The following is a 14959-nucleotide window of genomic DNA, read 5'->3' as shown; positions in this document are numbered from 1 at the left end:
CGTGGCCGCGAAGCGCACCCTAGGTCTGTAAGATATCCACAAAACTGAAAAAGGATGTAAGGGATTTTGTCGAAAAATATTTTTTGGACACCCCTGAGGGGCCGAAAAGCCTTGATACATCAACATTTCTAGAGGGAGGAGTTGGATTGGTCGACGAAAAAGTCACAGCGGTCGGACCGGTTCGCGTCCATACGATTTCGACCGATAAGTACAAAACGAACACGATCGTTTGGAAAATGAAGGCCCCTCTTGCTAAAGAAACGGTCACGCTGCGCGCGCTTTTGCCATACGTCTTGCAAAGCGGCACGGCCGACTATCCGAGCGTTAAGGCGCTGCGCACCTATTTGGATGAACTGTACGGGGCGACGCTGAACGTCGATTTAACGAAAAAAGGCGAACATCATATCATGACGATTCGTATCGATGTCGCCAATGAACGATTTTTGCCGGAGCAAACACCGTTGCTTTCGAAAGCGCTTCAGCTCTTGGCCGATCTTCTGTTCCGCCCGGCTCTTGATGGCGGGCGGTTTGTCACCGACATTGTCGAGCAGGAAAAGCGGGCACTCCGTCAACGCATTCAGGCGGTGTATGATGACAAAATGCGCTATGCGAACATGCGCCTTGTAGAAGAAATGTGCAAAGGCGAACCGTACGCGCTCTCGCCTAATGGCGAGCTCGAGGATGTCGACGCCATTACAGCGGAAAGACTGCACCGCTATTATGAGCGGGCGTTGGCTGAAGATGAGCTTGACCTGTATGTCATCGGCGATATCGACGAAGAAGAGGTGCTCAACACCGTCCGTCAGCGCTTTTTGCTGCCCGACCGCGCAGAGCCGGCGCGTACGCCCCAAGCTCAGGCAAAAGCGCGTGGGGAAGTGAAGGAAGTGATTGAACGGCAAGACGTCAAGCAAGGAAAATTGAACATCGGCTACCGAACGAATGTCACATACGAGGATGACGATTACTACGCCTTGCAAATGTTTAACGGCATTTTTGGCGGTTTTTCCCATTCGAAGCTGTTCATCAACGTCCGCGAGAAGGCAAGCCTTGCCTATTATGCCGCCTCAAGGCTTGAGAGCCATAAAGGGCTTTTGATGGTCATGTCCGGCATTGAACCGGCCAACTATGAGAAGGCGCGCCGCATCATCGATGAGCAAATGCAGGCGATGAAAAACGGCGATTTCACAGATGAAGAAATGGCGCAGACGAAAGCGGTCATCCGCAACCAGCTGCTTGAGACGCTCGATACGCCGCGCGGGCTTGTCGAGGTGTTGTACCATAACGTCGTCTCAACGCGAAAGCGCCCGATCGATGAATGGATGGCCGGCACCGATCAAGTGACACGCGAGGATGTGGTGCGCGTCGCTGACAAGGTGGAGTTGGATACGGTGTACTTTTTGACCGGAATGGAGGCGACGGAAGATGGAAAAACGGGTGTATGAGACGCTGCGCGAAGAGCTGTTTTATGAAAAAATGGACAACGGTCTTGACGTGTACATTTTGCCGAAAAAGGGATTCAACAAAACGTACGCCGTGTTTACGACGAATTACGGTTCGGTGGACAACCAGTTTGTCCCGCTCGGTAAAACGGAGATGAAGCGCGTTCCGGACGGCATCGCCCATTTTTTGGAGCATAAGCTGTTTGAAAAAGAAGACGGCGACGTGTTTCAGCAATTCAGCAAACAAGGCGCCTCGGCGAACGCCTTTACGACGTTCACCCGCACCGCCTATTTGTTCTCAAGCACCGACAATGTCGAGAAAAACTTGGAAACGTTGATCGATTTTGTGCAAAGCCCGTACTTTTCCGACAAGACAGTGGAAAAAGAAAAAGGGATCATCGGCCAGGAAATCCGGATGTACGACGACAACCCAGACTGGCGCGTCTATTTCGGCGCCATCGAAAGCATGTATCACAACCATCCGGTCAAAATCGACATCGCCGGCACAGTTGAATCGATCGCCCAAATTACGAAAGAGTTGCTGTATGAGTGCTACGAAACGTTTTACCACCCGAGCAACATGCTTTTGTTTGTCGTCGGCCCGGTCGATGAACAAAAAATCATGCAGCAAATCCGCGACAACCAGGCGAAAAAGTCGTTCCCGCAAGCCCCGGAAGTGAAGCGGTTTGCGTATGAAGAACCGAGCGCAGTAGCGGAAAAGAAAAAAGTGATTCCGATGCATGTGCAGACGAACAAGTGCTTTGTCGGCATCAAAGCGCCGTCCGTTCCTGAAGCCGGCGAACAAAAACTTCGGCATGAGCTTGCCTTCCACGTCGCATTAGACTATTTGTTTGGAAAAAGCTCGCCGCATTATGAACGGCTGTACCGCGAAGGATTGATCGATGATACATTTATGTACGATTATACAGAAGAGCGCGGGTTCGGCTTCGCGTTGATCGGCGGCGATACAAGGGACGCTGAACGGCTCGCTTCGGAAATTCAAACGGTGCTGCTGTCGTTTGCCGCGGAGACTATAAAAAAGGAAGAATTTGAGCGGGTGAAAAAGAAAAAAATCGGCGCTTTTTTGCGCGCGCTCAACTCGCCGGAGTATATCGCCAACCAGTTTACGCGCTACGCGTTTTACGGCGCGAGCTTGTTTGACATTTTGCCGGCGTTGTCATCGTTGACGCTTGACGACGTTGCAGCCATTGCCGATGTGTGTTTCCGCGATTCGCAAATCGCCGTTTGCGAGGTTGTGCCAAAAGGGCAATGACAGGGGCTGACCGAAAGAGCGGTAATGCCCCTATCTGGGGCAGCATGGAAAACTAGACCACCCTGAAACCCCTGGTAAAACCAACGATTTCAGAGGTGGTCTCTTTCCCATGTTTTTCAGTTTCATGTCATCAAAAAGGGGCTTTTGCGTCAGCCCCTTTTTTGCGTCCAACAGAAGGAGGAGAACGTTCGATGCGCTATGCGTTAATTACCGGAGCGTCAAGCGCGATCGGGCAAAGCATCGCCCGCGAGCTCGCGCAAGGCGGCTATGGACTTTTTCTTCATTACTACCGGCGCCGCGCGCCCATTGAGGCGCTGCAAGCCGAACTAACCGGCGTGCACACCGTGCCGGTGGAAGCGGATTTGTCGATGCCGGGCGGGGTCGACCAACTGCTTTCCCGCCTCGACCGCCCGATCGATGCCATCATTTATAACAGCGGGGCCACGTATTACGGGTTGCTTACCGACATGAATGACGAGCTGATCGAACGGATGGTGCGCCTCCATGTGACAAGCCCGGCGCAGCTTGTGAAAAAACTGCTGCCGCCGATGATTTCGAAAAAGCGCGGCCAAATTGTGTTCATTTCTTCGATTTGGGGGTTGTGCGGCGCCTCATGCGAAGCGGTGTATTCGATGACCAAGGGCGGGCAAAACGCGTTCGCCAAGGCGCTGGCGAAAGAGCTCGCCCCGAGCGGCATCCGCGTCAACGCCGTCGCGCCGGGAGCGATCGCCACAGATATGCTCCGGCCGTTCAGCGAAGAAGAATTGGCGGCGCTCGCCGATGAAATTCCGGCCGGCCGGCTCGGGACCCCTGAGGAAGTGGCGAAAACAGTGGCGTTTTTGTTGTCGGACGCCGCTTCTTACATCACCGGCCAAATCATCTCTGTCAACGGCGGCTGGTATTGTTGAGCGTATATTTTTTTCGCCCGCAGGCAAACTACCCTTGAAACGTTCATCAAGGAGGGAGGGAATGAACATGTCGGTACTGGATAACTTTGAACAATGGAAAGACTTTTTATCGGAACGTCTGCAGCAAGCGCAGCAACAAGGTTTGACCCAGCAAGTGATCTCGGATGTCGCCTATCAAATCGGGGACTATTTGGCGAAACACGTCGACCCGAGAAACCCGGAAGAACGGGTGCTCGCCGACCTTTGGAGCGTTGCGGATGAAAAAGAACAGCATGCCCTTGCCAACATGATGGTGAAACTTGTCCAACAAAAATAACACCCGGTAAAGAGAGGGGCTCCCTCTCTTTTTTCTTTCCTCTTTTCGGTTGCTTTTCCGTTCGCGGTTATAGTAGTATGAACTTAGCATAAGGCGTTCGTGCGGACAGCGGCAAGGGAGGAGACGGGATGGGCAAGCAGGAGTGGTATTTGGAGTATGAGATTCATGTCAACCGTCCAGGGTTGCTCGGCGATGTCGCCTCGTTGCTCGGCATGTTGTCGATCAACATCGTGACGATCAATGGCGTCCGGGATTCGCGCCGCGGCATGTTGCTTCTTTGCGACAGCAGCGAACAAATCGAGCGGCTGGCGACAATTTTGCGGACGATGGACAACATTACGGTGACGAAACTCCGCCAGCCGAAGCTGCTTGATCGTTTGGCCGTCCGCCATGGCCGCTACATTCAGCGCGATGCCGACGACAAAAAGACGTTTCGCTTCGTTCGCGACGAGCTTGGGCTGTTGGTCGATTTTATGGCAGAAATTTTTAAAGAAAAAGGGCATAAGCTCATCGGCATTCGCGGGATGCCGCGCGTCGGCAAGACGGAGTCGATCGTTGCTGCGAGCGTATGCGCCAATAAGCGGTGGCTGTTTGTATCATCGACGCTGATCAAGCAGACCGTCCGCACGCAGCTGATGGAAGACGAATATAGCGAGGACAACATTTTCATTGTCGACGGCATCGTTTCGACGCGCCGCGGCAATGAGCAGCACTGGCAGCTCATCCGTGAGCTGATGCGCCTCGAGGCGACGAAGGTCGTGGAACATCCGGACATGTTTATCCGCCATACGGAATATACGCTTGATGATTTTGACTATATTATTGAGCTGCGCCATGAACCGGATGAAGACATTTCCTACGATGCGATTGAACGCCCGTCCTTGCTGGGCGGAGACGGATTTTCCGAATTTGGATTTTAATTTTAACAAGTGGAAGGTGTTGGCTGTTGACGGAACTGGGAAAACGTTTGCGGGAAGCGCGGGAGGAAAAAAACATCAGCTTGGACGAGCTGCAAGAGATGACGAAGATTCAGAAGCGGTATTTGATCGGCATTGAAGAAGGGAATTACGCCATTATGCCGGGCAATTTTTATGTGCGCGCCTTCATTAGACAATACGCCGAGGCGGTCGGCCTCGATCCGGATGAGCTGTTTGAACAATATAAGCAGGACATTCCGCAATCGTACCAAGATGATCTTCCGCAGCCGCTGTCGCGCGTGAAAACGCGCCAACAGCTTTCCGCCGAAGGGACGAAATGGCTCGACTGGCTGCCGAAAGCCTTGATCGCGGCGGTCGTCGTCGGGGCGGCCGTTCTTGTTTGGGTGCTGCTCCAGCGCGGCACGGCAAACGAGCCCCCGGCGAAAACGAGCCCGGAGACGGTGGAAGTGGAAAAGCCGAAACAGTCGCCGCTTGAACAGGCGAAACAAAAGCAGTCGGCGAAGGAAACGGACGAGAAGGAAACGAATGAAAACGGACAGCAAAATGAACAGCCAGCGCCGACTGGCGAAGAAGAACAGCCGGCTGCGGCGATGAATGTGACGGAAAAGCGCGGCAACACGGCGACGATTGAAGTCGCCAGCTCTGGCGCGTTTTCCATCGAGCTTTCATCCAAAGGAACGTCATGGGTCGAAGTATACAATACGAAAGGCCATACGTTTTACCGCGGCAACTTGACAAGCGGGCAGACGAAAACGTTCGATCTGTCGGCCGAAAGCGAAGTATGGGTGAAAATCGGGCGCACGCTCGATGTTGAGATGAAGGTGAACGGCCAACCGTTTGCCTACCCGTTTGCCCCGAAAGAGGAAGTATACCAAAAGCTGCATTTCGTGTTGAAGAAATGATGGAACAGGGCGCTTTTCCGCAGGAAGGCGCCTGCTTTTCGCACGGACTGAACTATGTTGAATGAGCGGAGGTATTTGTGGTGAACTTGCCGAATAAAATTACGGTAGCGCGCATTATGCTCATCCCGTTTTTCTTGATCGTGATGCTCGTTCCGTTCGGGTGGGGAAGCATCCAAATCGGCGGGACAGAGCTTCCGGTTGCCCATCTTGCCGGCGCGCTCATTTTCATCATCGCCTCAGCCACGGACTGGATCGATGGCTACTATGCCCGCAAATACGGGTTGGTGACGAATTTAGGAAAATTTTTAGATCCGCTTGCCGATAAACTGCTTGTGTCAGCAGCGCTCATCGTGCTCGTTGAACTCGGCGCCGCTCCGGCTTGGATGGTGATCGTCATCATCAGCCGCGAATTTGCTGTTACCGGCCTGCGGCTCGTGCTCGCCGGGGAAGGGGAAGTCGTCGCTGCCAACATGCTTGGCAAAATCAAGACATGGACGCAAATTGTCGCCATTTCCGCTTTATTGTTACATAACTTCCCATTCTCGCTCATTTCGTTTCCGTTCGCTGAATTGGCGCTGTGGGTGGCGGTCATTTTTACGATTTGGTCTGGCTGGGATTATTTTGCGAAAAACAGACATGCGTTTTCCCATTCGAAATAGCCGGCCACAAAGGGGGAGAAAAGTCTGTTGAACGCGGAGATCATTGCCGTTGGCTCTGAGCTGTTGCTTGGGCAAATCGCCAATACGAACGCCCAGTTTTTGTCGCAGCAGCTGGCGATGTTTGGCATTAACGTCTATTTCCATACCGTCGTCGGCGACAACGCCGGCCGCCTTGAGCAGGCGGTGAAAACGGCGCAAACGAGAGCGAACCTCATCATTTTCACCGGCGGCCTCGGCCCGACGAAAGACGATTTGACGAAGGAGACGATCGCCCGCCTGCTCGGCCGCCGGCTCGTGATCGACGAGGAAGCGCTCCGAGCGATTGAGGTGTATTTTGCCCGCACAAACCGGCCGATGACAGAAAACAATAAAAAGCAGGCGCTCGTCTTGGAAGGATCGACGGTGCTGAAAAACGAGCACGGCATGGCGCCAGGGATGGCGCTTGTGGCAGACGGCATTACGTACATGCTGCTGCCCGGGCCGCCGAAAGAAATGCGGCCGATGTTCAAAAAATACGGAAACGCCTTTTTGCGCCGTACGTTTTCGCTTTCCGAGCGCATCGAGTCGCGCGTCCTCCGCTTTTTCGGCATCGGCGAGTCGGCGCTCGAGACGGCGATCGCCGACTTGATCGACGCCCAGTCGAACCCGACGATCGCCCCGCTTGCAAACGACGGTGAGGTAACGCTCCGTCTGACGGCGAAACATCGGGATCAGGCGAAAGCCAAGCGGCTGCTCGACGAGGCGGAAGCCGCCATTTTGACGCGCGTCGGCCGTTATTGTTACGGGTATAATGATGAAACGCTGTTTACAAAGACATTGGCACGGTTAAAAGAAAGAGGATGGACAATCGCTGCAGCGGAAAGCTTGACTGGAGGCATGTTCCTTGAAGAGCTGACAGCTGTGCCGGGGGCGTCGGCTGCTGTGCGCGGCGGCGTTGTCTGTTACACAAACGGCGTAAAAGAACACATCCTTGGCGTGCCGCGGCCGCTGCTGGAGACGGACGGAGCGGTAAGCGAACCGTGCGCACGCCTGCTCGCTGAGAACGTGCGCACGATGTGCGATGCGGATATCGGCATCAGCTTCACCGGCGTCGCCGGCCCCGATCCGCTTGAGGGCCATCCGCCGGGCACCGTGTATGTCGGCATCGCCATGCGCGGGCGCGACACCGTCGTCCACCGCCTCACCTTATCCGGCACGCGTGATGCCATTCGCATCCGCACCGCCAAATACGGCTGTTTTTTTCTGCTTGAGATGCTCGCGGCCGACTGCTGATCGGCCTCCCCCTTCCTTCTCCATTCTCCACCGCACATCGTTTTTTCCACCGCATGAGTATGGCGATTGTTGCTAGTTTCTCCACCGAAAAAACGAATGGACGTTCGTTTTTTGCTTGGCAATGGCCGCAAAACGCGGTATAGTATAAGTAGTCCTAGAATAAGGAGGAGTAGGTTAGTGAACCAAGATCGTCAAGCTGCATTGGAGCAGGCATTAAAACAAATTGAACGACAGTTTGGCAAGGGGGCCATCATGAAGCTCGGCGAGCAAGTCGACCGCAAAGTGTCGGTCGTGCCGAGCGGTTCGCTAGCGCTCGACATCGCGTTAGGCGTCGGCGGCTATCCGCGCGGGCGGATTGTGGAAATTTACGGCCCGGAATCGTCCGGGAAAACGACCGTTGCCCTTCACGCGATCGCTGAAGTGCAAAAGCGGGGCGGGCAAGCAGCTTTCATCGACGCAGAGCACGCGCTCGACCCCATCTATGCACAAAAATTAGGGGTCAATATCGATGAATTGCTGCTTTCCCAGCCTGACACGGGCGAGCAAGGTGCGTCACGTTTCCGTATAAGTGCGTAGGCACGAAAGCGGAGTCCGATGGGAACATCGGGACAACTCTACAGCCGAGTTGGAAGGTGAAATTCCTTCCCGTGGTGATAGTCCTATATCCACGAGCCTGAGACTCCTGCATGCATTCCGGTGCACCCTCACCGGGATGTATGAAGCCAGGTGAAGTCGTAACCCAAGTAGCCTAAGGCCGCAAAATGTGGCTATGGCGAAAGTGGTGCGGGGCTCCTTAAAAGACGCCTATGGTGACGAAAGGAACCTATGCGTGAAGCTCGGTTACCGGTGCTCCCTGAAAAGGGACCATACAGGACGAACCACCGTGTCTTGTTTGCGGTGTTTCCTTTAACCGGCTGGCTTAGTTCGGTTACTGCTCTGATGGGTAGCGGACGTTCCAATCAGAGGTCCTGCCGAGTAGAGTAGGCACCTAAGGGCGTTCAAAAGAAGGGATAGGCTGTAGGGAACGTGAGAGGCCCCCTAAGGAGGAGACAGGGCTGGTCGATGATATCTTAGGGGGAGTCAGCGGTTCCATAGTAATGATGAAGGAGCGCCGTTTGAACCCCAAAGGCAACGATGGGGGAGGAAAAAACGCTCTGGAGTGAAGGGAACCAGCCGGGGCGGCAAAGTATCTACATGTTACGGCAAGCAGGCTAATTCATGGCACTTCCACCCAGTATTATAAAAAGGGAGAAAGGAGCATGAAGGTAAACAAACTTGTCGTAAAAAGCGAACAGGACTTGAGAAACTGCTTGGATCTTCTTTATCAAGAAGCTAAAAAGGGAAAACATTTTTACGGGATGCTTGAGTTGCTTCAAAATGATGTTGTCATTTTAGAAGCTATTCGCCACAGAGATAAAGGAAAATGCAAAATATGTGCTGTATACTTAAGTCCCGGTAACTTCCACTGCCATCATATTGACCCGAGTAAACCTTTAAGTGAGATCAATAAGACCGTTAATCTAGTTAGCTTATGCAACCAATGCCATAGGCTTGTCCATAGCAACCAAGAACCGCCGTTTACAGAACGAAAAATGATTGACAAACTAACGGAGTATAGGAACAAGCTGAAAATATAAAAGTTCTGTTCGCTGGAAAAATTGTAGGTGCTGTTGCCATGTCATCGCGAGGTGATATGGTGGAGAGATAGCCCAAACGGGGCTATCGAAGCTGTCCCGGTGGAACGCCGTGTGCGGGGAAACTCGCACGCACGGTGTGGGGTGGGGGAAAAGCCGGAGATTGCATCAAAGGCTTACCTATCACTATCGCTCGAAATCGCGGAAGCGCTCGTGCGAAGCGGCGCGGTCGACATTATCGTCATCGACTCGGTGGCGGCGCTCGTGCCGAAAGCGGAAATTGAAGGGGAGATGGGGGACGCTCACGTCGGCCTGCAAGCGCGGCTGATGTCCCAGGCGCTTCGCAAGCTGTCCGGCGCCATTAACAAGTCAAAAACGATCGCCATCTTCATCAACCAAATTCGCGAAAAAGTCGGCGTCATGTTTGGCAATCCCGAGACAACGCCGGGCGGGCGGGCGCTCAAGTTTTACGCTTCCGTCCGCCTAGAGGTTCGTCGCGCCGAGCAGATCAAGCAAGGCAATGATATGGTCGGCAACAAGACGAAAATCAAAGTCGTCAAAAACAAAGTCGCGCCGCCGTTTAAAACGGCTGACGTCGACATTATGTACGGCGAGGGCATTTCCCGCGAAGGGGAAATCATCGATATGGCGTCTGAACTTGACATTGTGCAAAAAAGCGGCTCATGGTATTCGTACAAAGACGAACGGCTCGGCCAAGGGCGGGAGAATGCAAAACAATTTTTGAAAGAAAACCCGCATATCGCCGAAGAAATCGCCCGCGCCATCCGCAAACATTACGGCATCGATGATGGCGAAGCAGGCGGCGAACCGATGCAAGACGAATTTGGGCTGCTTGAGGAATAACAGACGGAAGGCGTCCTGGCATGACTGGGGCGCCTTTTTCCTAGCTGCCGAAACGGAACGGCCATTCACGTCCCTTTGCAGGATATGCCGGAGGACGCCCGACTAACTTGCAGGCGGTTCCGTTTCTTTTCGCATTTTGCCAAAAAGAAGAGGAAGAGCAGAACGCTCTGTGTGCCGCGGCTTAAGAAGGGCTCCTGTGTAATATCTTGACAATTCCTACCGCCGCCTTTACAATGAACATGTATATTTATCCATGTACACGGCAGGGTCGCGTGACCGCCCGCAGCGGCGTACTGCTTGGATGCGGGGGCGCGTGGAAATGGCCAGGCAAACGACCAAGCCAATGGGTTGAAAACGGGAATGTCCATCTGCGTCGGACGATGGCGCGAAGAAGGCGCAAGGGAAAACGAAACAGCAAGAGGAGGTGAAACGATGGGTTCGATCATCATCTCCGCTTTGCTTGCCTTAGTCATTGGTGCCGTTGTTGGCTTTTTTGTTCGCAAATCGATTGCCGAAGCGAAAATCGGCGGCGCGAAAGCAGCTGCCGAGCAGCTGATTGAAGAGGCGAGACGCGAGGCGGACGCCTTGAAAAAAGAGGCGCTTCTCGAAGCGAAAGACGAGATTCATAAATTGCGGACGGAAGCGGAGCGCGACATCCGCGACCGGAGAAGCGAGCTCCAAAAACAAGAAAACCGCTTGATGCAAAAGGAGGAAAACCTCGATCGCAAAGATGAAGCGCTCAACAAACGCGAGGCGCTGCTTGAAGCGAAGGAAGAAGCGTTAAACGAAAGACAACAGCATATTGAACAAATGGAAAGCAAAGTGGAAGCGCTCGTGAAGCAGCAACAAACCGAACTCGAACGCATTTCCGGCCTGACGCGCGACGATGCGCGCCAGCTCATTTTGGAACGCGTTGAAAAAGAACTGTCCCATGAGATTGCCATGATGATCAAAGAGGCGGAAACGCGGGCGAAAGAGGAAGCGGACAAGCGGGCGAAAGCGATTTTGTCGCTGGCCATCCAGCGCTGTGCCGCCGACCATGTCGCCGAAACGACGGTGTCCGTCGTCAACTTGCCAAACGATGAAATGAAAGGGCGGATCATCGGGCGCGAAGGGCGGAACATTCGCACGCTTGAGACGCTGACTGGCATCGATTTAATTATCGATGATACGCCGGAAGCGGTGATTTTGTCCGGATTTGATCCGATTCGCCGCGAAACGGCGCGCATCGCGTTAGACAAGCTTGTGCAAGACGGACGCATCCACCCGGCGCGCATTGAAGAAATGGTGGAAAAGGCGCGCCGCGAAGTCGATGAGCACATTCGCGAAGTCGGTGAGCAGACGACGTTTGAAGTCGGCGTCCATGGCTTGCATCCGGATTTGATCAAAATTTTAGGGCGGCTGAAGTTCCGGACGAGCTACGGACAAAACGTCTTGAAACATTCGGTGGAAGTCGCGTTTTTAGCCGGACTGATGGCGGCCGAACTTGGAGAAGACGAAATGTTGGCGCGCCGGGCCGGCTTGCTTCATGATATCGGCAAGGCGATCGACCATGAGGTTGAAGGCAGCCACGTGGAGATCGGCGTCGAGCTGGCGACGAAGTACAAAGAACATCCCGTCGTCATCAACAGCATCGCCTCCCACCATGGCGACACCGAGCCGACATCGGTCATCGCGGTGCTTGTGGCGGCGGCGGATGCGCTCTCCGCAGCGCGGCCGGGAGCGCGTAGCGAGACGCTGGAAAACTATATTCGCCGCTTAGAGAAACTGGAGGAAATTGCGGAATCGTACGAAGGCGTGGAAAAATCGTACGCCATCCAGGCCGGTCGCGAAGTGCGCATCATGGTCAAGCCGGATATGATCGACGATTTGGAAGCGCACCGGTTGGCGCGTGACATCCGCAAACGGATTGAAGAAGAGCTCGACTACCCGGGCCATATTAAAGTGACCGTCATCCGTGAAACGCGCGCGGTCGAATATGCGAAATAAAGTGGCATCCTATTGCCACTTTATTTTTCTTTGAAAATAATGAATCCATGAGCGGTTATTTTCATGCTTGGGTGGCGAGTAAAAGCTTACTCATGGATGTTTTTTGTGCGTAAAATGAGAAAGTACAATGGATCCGCGCCACCTTTGAAGCGAAGCGCCATATTTTTTTGATTAGAAAGGGATCGATCATGAGAATCTTATTTATCGGCGATGTCGTCGGTTCGCCGGGGCAAAAAATGGTCGAGCATTATTTGCCGAAATTAAAAGAAAAACACCGTCCCGATATCGTCATCATCAACGGTGAAAACGCCGCCGGCGGGAAAGGGATCACCGAGCCGATTTACCGGGCGTTTTTGGCCCAAGGAGCCCATGTTGTGACATTAGGCAACCATGCGTGGGACAAGCGTGATATTTTTGAATTCATCGATCAGGCGAAGGCGCTCATCCGCCCGGCGAACTATCCGCCCGGCACACCGGGAAAAGGCATCGTCTACGTGCCGACCGAGCAAGGGGAGGCGGCGGTCATCAACTTGCAAGGGCGGACGTTTTTGCCGGCGATTGACTGTCCGTTTCAAAAAGCGGATGAATTGATTGCCGCTGCCTCGACGCGCACGTCGGTCATCATTGTTGATTTTCACGCTGAGGCGACAAGCGAAAAACAGGCGATGGGCTGGCACTTGGATGGGCGCGTGTCGGCCGTCATCGGCACGCATACGCACGTTCAGACGGCGGACAATCGCATTTTGCCGAAGGGTACGGCGTACATTACCGATGTCGGCATGACCGGCCCGTATGACGGCATTTTAGGGGTTGACCGCGACGCGGTGCTGCGCAAATTTTTAACCAGACTGCCGGTCCGGTTCGGCGTCAAGGAAGGACGAAGCCAGCTGAACGCGGTGCTTGTCGATGTTGATGGAAAAAGCGGGCGTGCGCTTGGCATTGAACGGTTGATCATTAATGACGACCACCCATATTTTGAATAATCGTTTTTTTTAAAAACAAGCTTCTCCTCAGCAGGAATAGTTGTCGAAACAGTGAATATAGTTACAGTGAAGACATTTTACCGTAATCTATTTTTCAAGGGAACGAGGGAGGAGCTAGAAATGGAAATATTAAAAGTTTCAGCAAAGTCGAATCCGAACTCTGTAGCCGGTGCACTTGCCGGGGTGCTGCGCGAGCGCGGCGCGGCGGAAATTCAGGCGATCGGTGCAGGTGCATTGAACCAAGCCGTTAAGGCAGTAGCGATCGCACGAGGGTTTGTGGCACCAAGCGGCATGGACTTGATTTGCATTCCGGCGTTTACCGATATTATTATTGACGGAGAAGAGCGGACCGCCATTAAATTAATCGTCGAACCTCGTTAACTCGATGATGAGTCAATGGTAAAATATAACCTGTTGGCGCCTTCGCTGTAGAAGGCAGGCAGGTTATTTTTGCTTTTTTAAGGGGGAAAACGAATGATTTTCGATGTCCACTGTGATGCGCTCATGAAGCTATGGCAAGACCGGTCGTTGTCGTTTCACGATGGGGCACCGCTTCATGTCACCTTTTCTGGCATGGCGGAAGCGGGAATAAAAGTGCAATGTTTTGCCATTTACGTGCCGGAAACCGTGCCGGAAGAAGCCCGGTTCACAGCGGCATTGGAGATGGTGGACATTTTCTTTGCCCGCATCGTCGAGGCGTTCCCGTCCGTCAAGTTTGTGCGGACGAAGCAGGATATCGCCGCACTGAAAGAAGGGGAAATTGGCGCGATGTTGACGCTCGAAGGATGCGACGCCATCGGTGCCAACCTTGTCAAGTTAAAGACGCTTCTTCGCCTCGGCGTCGCTTCTGTCGGCCTGACGTGGAACTTTCCAAACGCCGTCGCCGACGGGGCGTGGGAGAAGCGCGGCGCCGGCTTGACCGCGTTTGGCCGGCAAGTCGTCGAGCTGCTCAATGAAACAAAGCGGTGGGTCGATGTGTCCCATTTGTCGGAAAGAGCGTTTTGGGATGTGATCGAAACAGCCTGTTTTCCGATCGCTTCTCATTCGAACGCCCATCGCCTCTGCCCGCATCCGCGCAATCTGACGGACGAGCAGCTGAAAGCGCTGATTGAAAAAGACGGGATGATTGGCATCAATTTTGTCCCGTACTTTTTAACGAAGGACAAACGGAGAGCAACGATCGCCGATGTGCTTCGCCATCTTGACCATGTATGTGCGCTCGGAGGGGAAAACAACGTCGGGTTCGGCTCCGACTTTGACGGCATTACGGAAACGGTTTCCGGTCTTGAAACGGTGAAGCAATACGACCAGCTCGTCAATGAGTTGTACAAGCATTACTCCGCCGAACAAGCATCCCGCTTTTTATTCGGCAACTTCTACGCCCATTTACCGGAGTGACGAATATCACGGAGTATCGGATCTGCGTATCCTAAAATATTATAGATGCAATTTGAAGATTTACCATTTGCAGCTTTTATCGACTGTCAGGCGACCGAACAACGCCGCTTTACAGACCCATATATGGGTCTGTGAAGCAGGTGGTTGTTCGGTCTTCCGTCACGCCTTGGCGTGACGGAGAAGTCTGTGGCTTGCCTTCGACAGTCGAAAATGGACAAACCGCTTTTCTGTCAAGGATATGTTAAACTTCTTCGTTGCATCTATCCTGAAAACACCATTTAAGATAAAAAAACGGAACCCACCTAGCCTTCGGAATTTGATTCCAAAGGAGCGACATTCCGTAGTGCACCAGACTACTGGGGTCCGTCTATATATCGGACTTTT

Annotated in this window: 13 protein-coding genes and 2 pseudogenes; all 15 read left to right on the top strand. The window is 53.4% G+C overall.

Translation table 11 applies throughout. The annotated features are described in order from the left end of the window. The first annotated feature begins 146 nt into the window (after positions 1–146). Entirely contained in the window at positions 147–1442 is a 1296-nt protein-coding gene (gene yfmF / locus IKE44_RS03535; protein ID WP_049624704.1) for an EF-P 5-aminopentanol modification-associated protein YfmF, read from the top strand. Continuing rightward, positions 1423–2712 (top strand): EF-P 5-aminopentanol modification-associated protein YfmH, encoded by a 1290-nt coding sequence (gene yfmH, locus IKE44_RS03530; RefSeq protein WP_049624705.1) that lies wholly within the window; start codon positions 1423–1425, stop codon positions 2710–2712. The genes yfmF and yfmH overlap by 20 nt, the downstream gene beginning before the upstream one ends. A gap of 191 nt (positions 2713–2903) precedes the next feature. Continuing rightward, positions 2904–3620 (top strand): elongation factor P 5-aminopentanone reductase, encoded by a 717-nt coding sequence (gene ymfI / locus IKE44_RS03525; RefSeq protein ID WP_033012192.1) that lies wholly within the window; start codon positions 2904–2906, stop codon positions 3618–3620. Positions 3621–3687: 67 nt separating this feature from the next. Beyond that, on the top strand, positions 3688–3936 hold the full coding sequence (locus IKE44_RS03520) for a DUF3243 domain-containing protein (RefSeq protein ID WP_033016862.1): 249 nt from the start codon (positions 3688–3690) through the stop codon (positions 3934–3936). A gap of 128 nt (positions 3937–4064) precedes the next feature. After that, positions 4065–4856, top strand: a complete 792-nt coding sequence (locus IKE44_RS03515; protein ID WP_049624706.1) for a DUF3388 domain-containing protein — start codon at positions 4065–4067, stop codon at positions 4854–4856. 26 nt (positions 4857–4882) lie between these two features. Continuing rightward, positions 4883–5776: a helix-turn-helix domain-containing protein gene (locus IKE44_RS03510; RefSeq protein WP_287465015.1), complete on the top strand. Its 894-nt coding sequence runs from the start codon at positions 4883–4885 to the stop codon at positions 5774–5776. A gap of 80 nt (positions 5777–5856) precedes the next feature. Then, positions 5857–6435 (top strand): CDP-diacylglycerol--glycerol-3-phosphate 3-phosphatidyltransferase, encoded by a 579-nt coding sequence (gene pgsA / locus IKE44_RS03505; RefSeq protein ID WP_033016861.1) that lies wholly within the window; start codon positions 5857–5859, stop codon positions 6433–6435. A 27-nt stretch (positions 6436–6462) separates the two neighbouring features. Beyond that, on the top strand, positions 6463–7707 hold the full coding sequence (locus IKE44_RS03500) for a competence/damage-inducible protein A (RefSeq protein ID WP_049626371.1): 1245 nt from the start codon (positions 6463–6465) through the stop codon (positions 7705–7707). Positions 7708–7884: 177 nt separating this feature from the next. Continuing rightward, a pseudogene (locus tag IKE44_RS03495) lies at positions 7885–8253 on the top strand (ATPase domain-containing protein); the annotation flags it as partial. A 713-nt stretch (positions 8254–8966) separates the two neighbouring features. Further along, on the top strand, positions 8967–9344 hold the full coding sequence (locus IKE44_RS03490) for an HNH endonuclease (protein WP_033012180.1): 378 nt from the start codon (positions 8967–8969) through the stop codon (positions 9342–9344). A gap of 186 nt (positions 9345–9530) precedes the next feature. After that, a pseudogene (gene recA, locus IKE44_RS03485) lies at positions 9531–10205 on the top strand (recombinase RecA); the annotation flags it as partial. Between the two features lie 432 nt (positions 10206–10637). Beyond that, on the top strand, positions 10638–12194 hold the full coding sequence (rny, locus tag IKE44_RS03480; RefSeq protein ID WP_033012175.1) for a ribonuclease Y: 1557 nt from the start codon (positions 10638–10640) through the stop codon (positions 12192–12194). Positions 12195–12382: 188 nt separating this feature from the next. Beyond that, positions 12383–13177, top strand: a complete 795-nt coding sequence (locus IKE44_RS03475) for a TIGR00282 family metallophosphoesterase (RefSeq protein WP_287465014.1) — start codon at positions 12383–12385, stop codon at positions 13175–13177. A 120-nt stretch (positions 13178–13297) separates the two neighbouring features. Then, positions 13298–13558, top strand: coding sequence for a stage V sporulation protein SpoVS (spoVS, locus tag IKE44_RS03470; protein WP_003251598.1), 261 nt, complete (start codon positions 13298–13300; stop codon positions 13556–13558). Positions 13559–13651: 93 nt separating this feature from the next. Beyond that, a complete protein-coding gene (locus IKE44_RS03465) occupies positions 13652–14575 on the top strand; it encodes a dipeptidase (protein ID WP_033017458.1) in 924 nt (307 codons plus the stop codon). Positions 14576–14959: the final 384 nt, after the last annotated feature.

The organism is Geobacillus sp. (assembly GCF_017515625.1).
Taxonomy (GTDB): domain Bacteria; phylum Bacillota; class Bacilli; order Bacillales; family Anoxybacillaceae; genus Geobacillus; species Geobacillus stearothermophilus.
The sequence above is the reverse complement of the archived record's forward strand: the minus strand, read 5'-3'. Positions and strand labels throughout refer to the sequence as shown.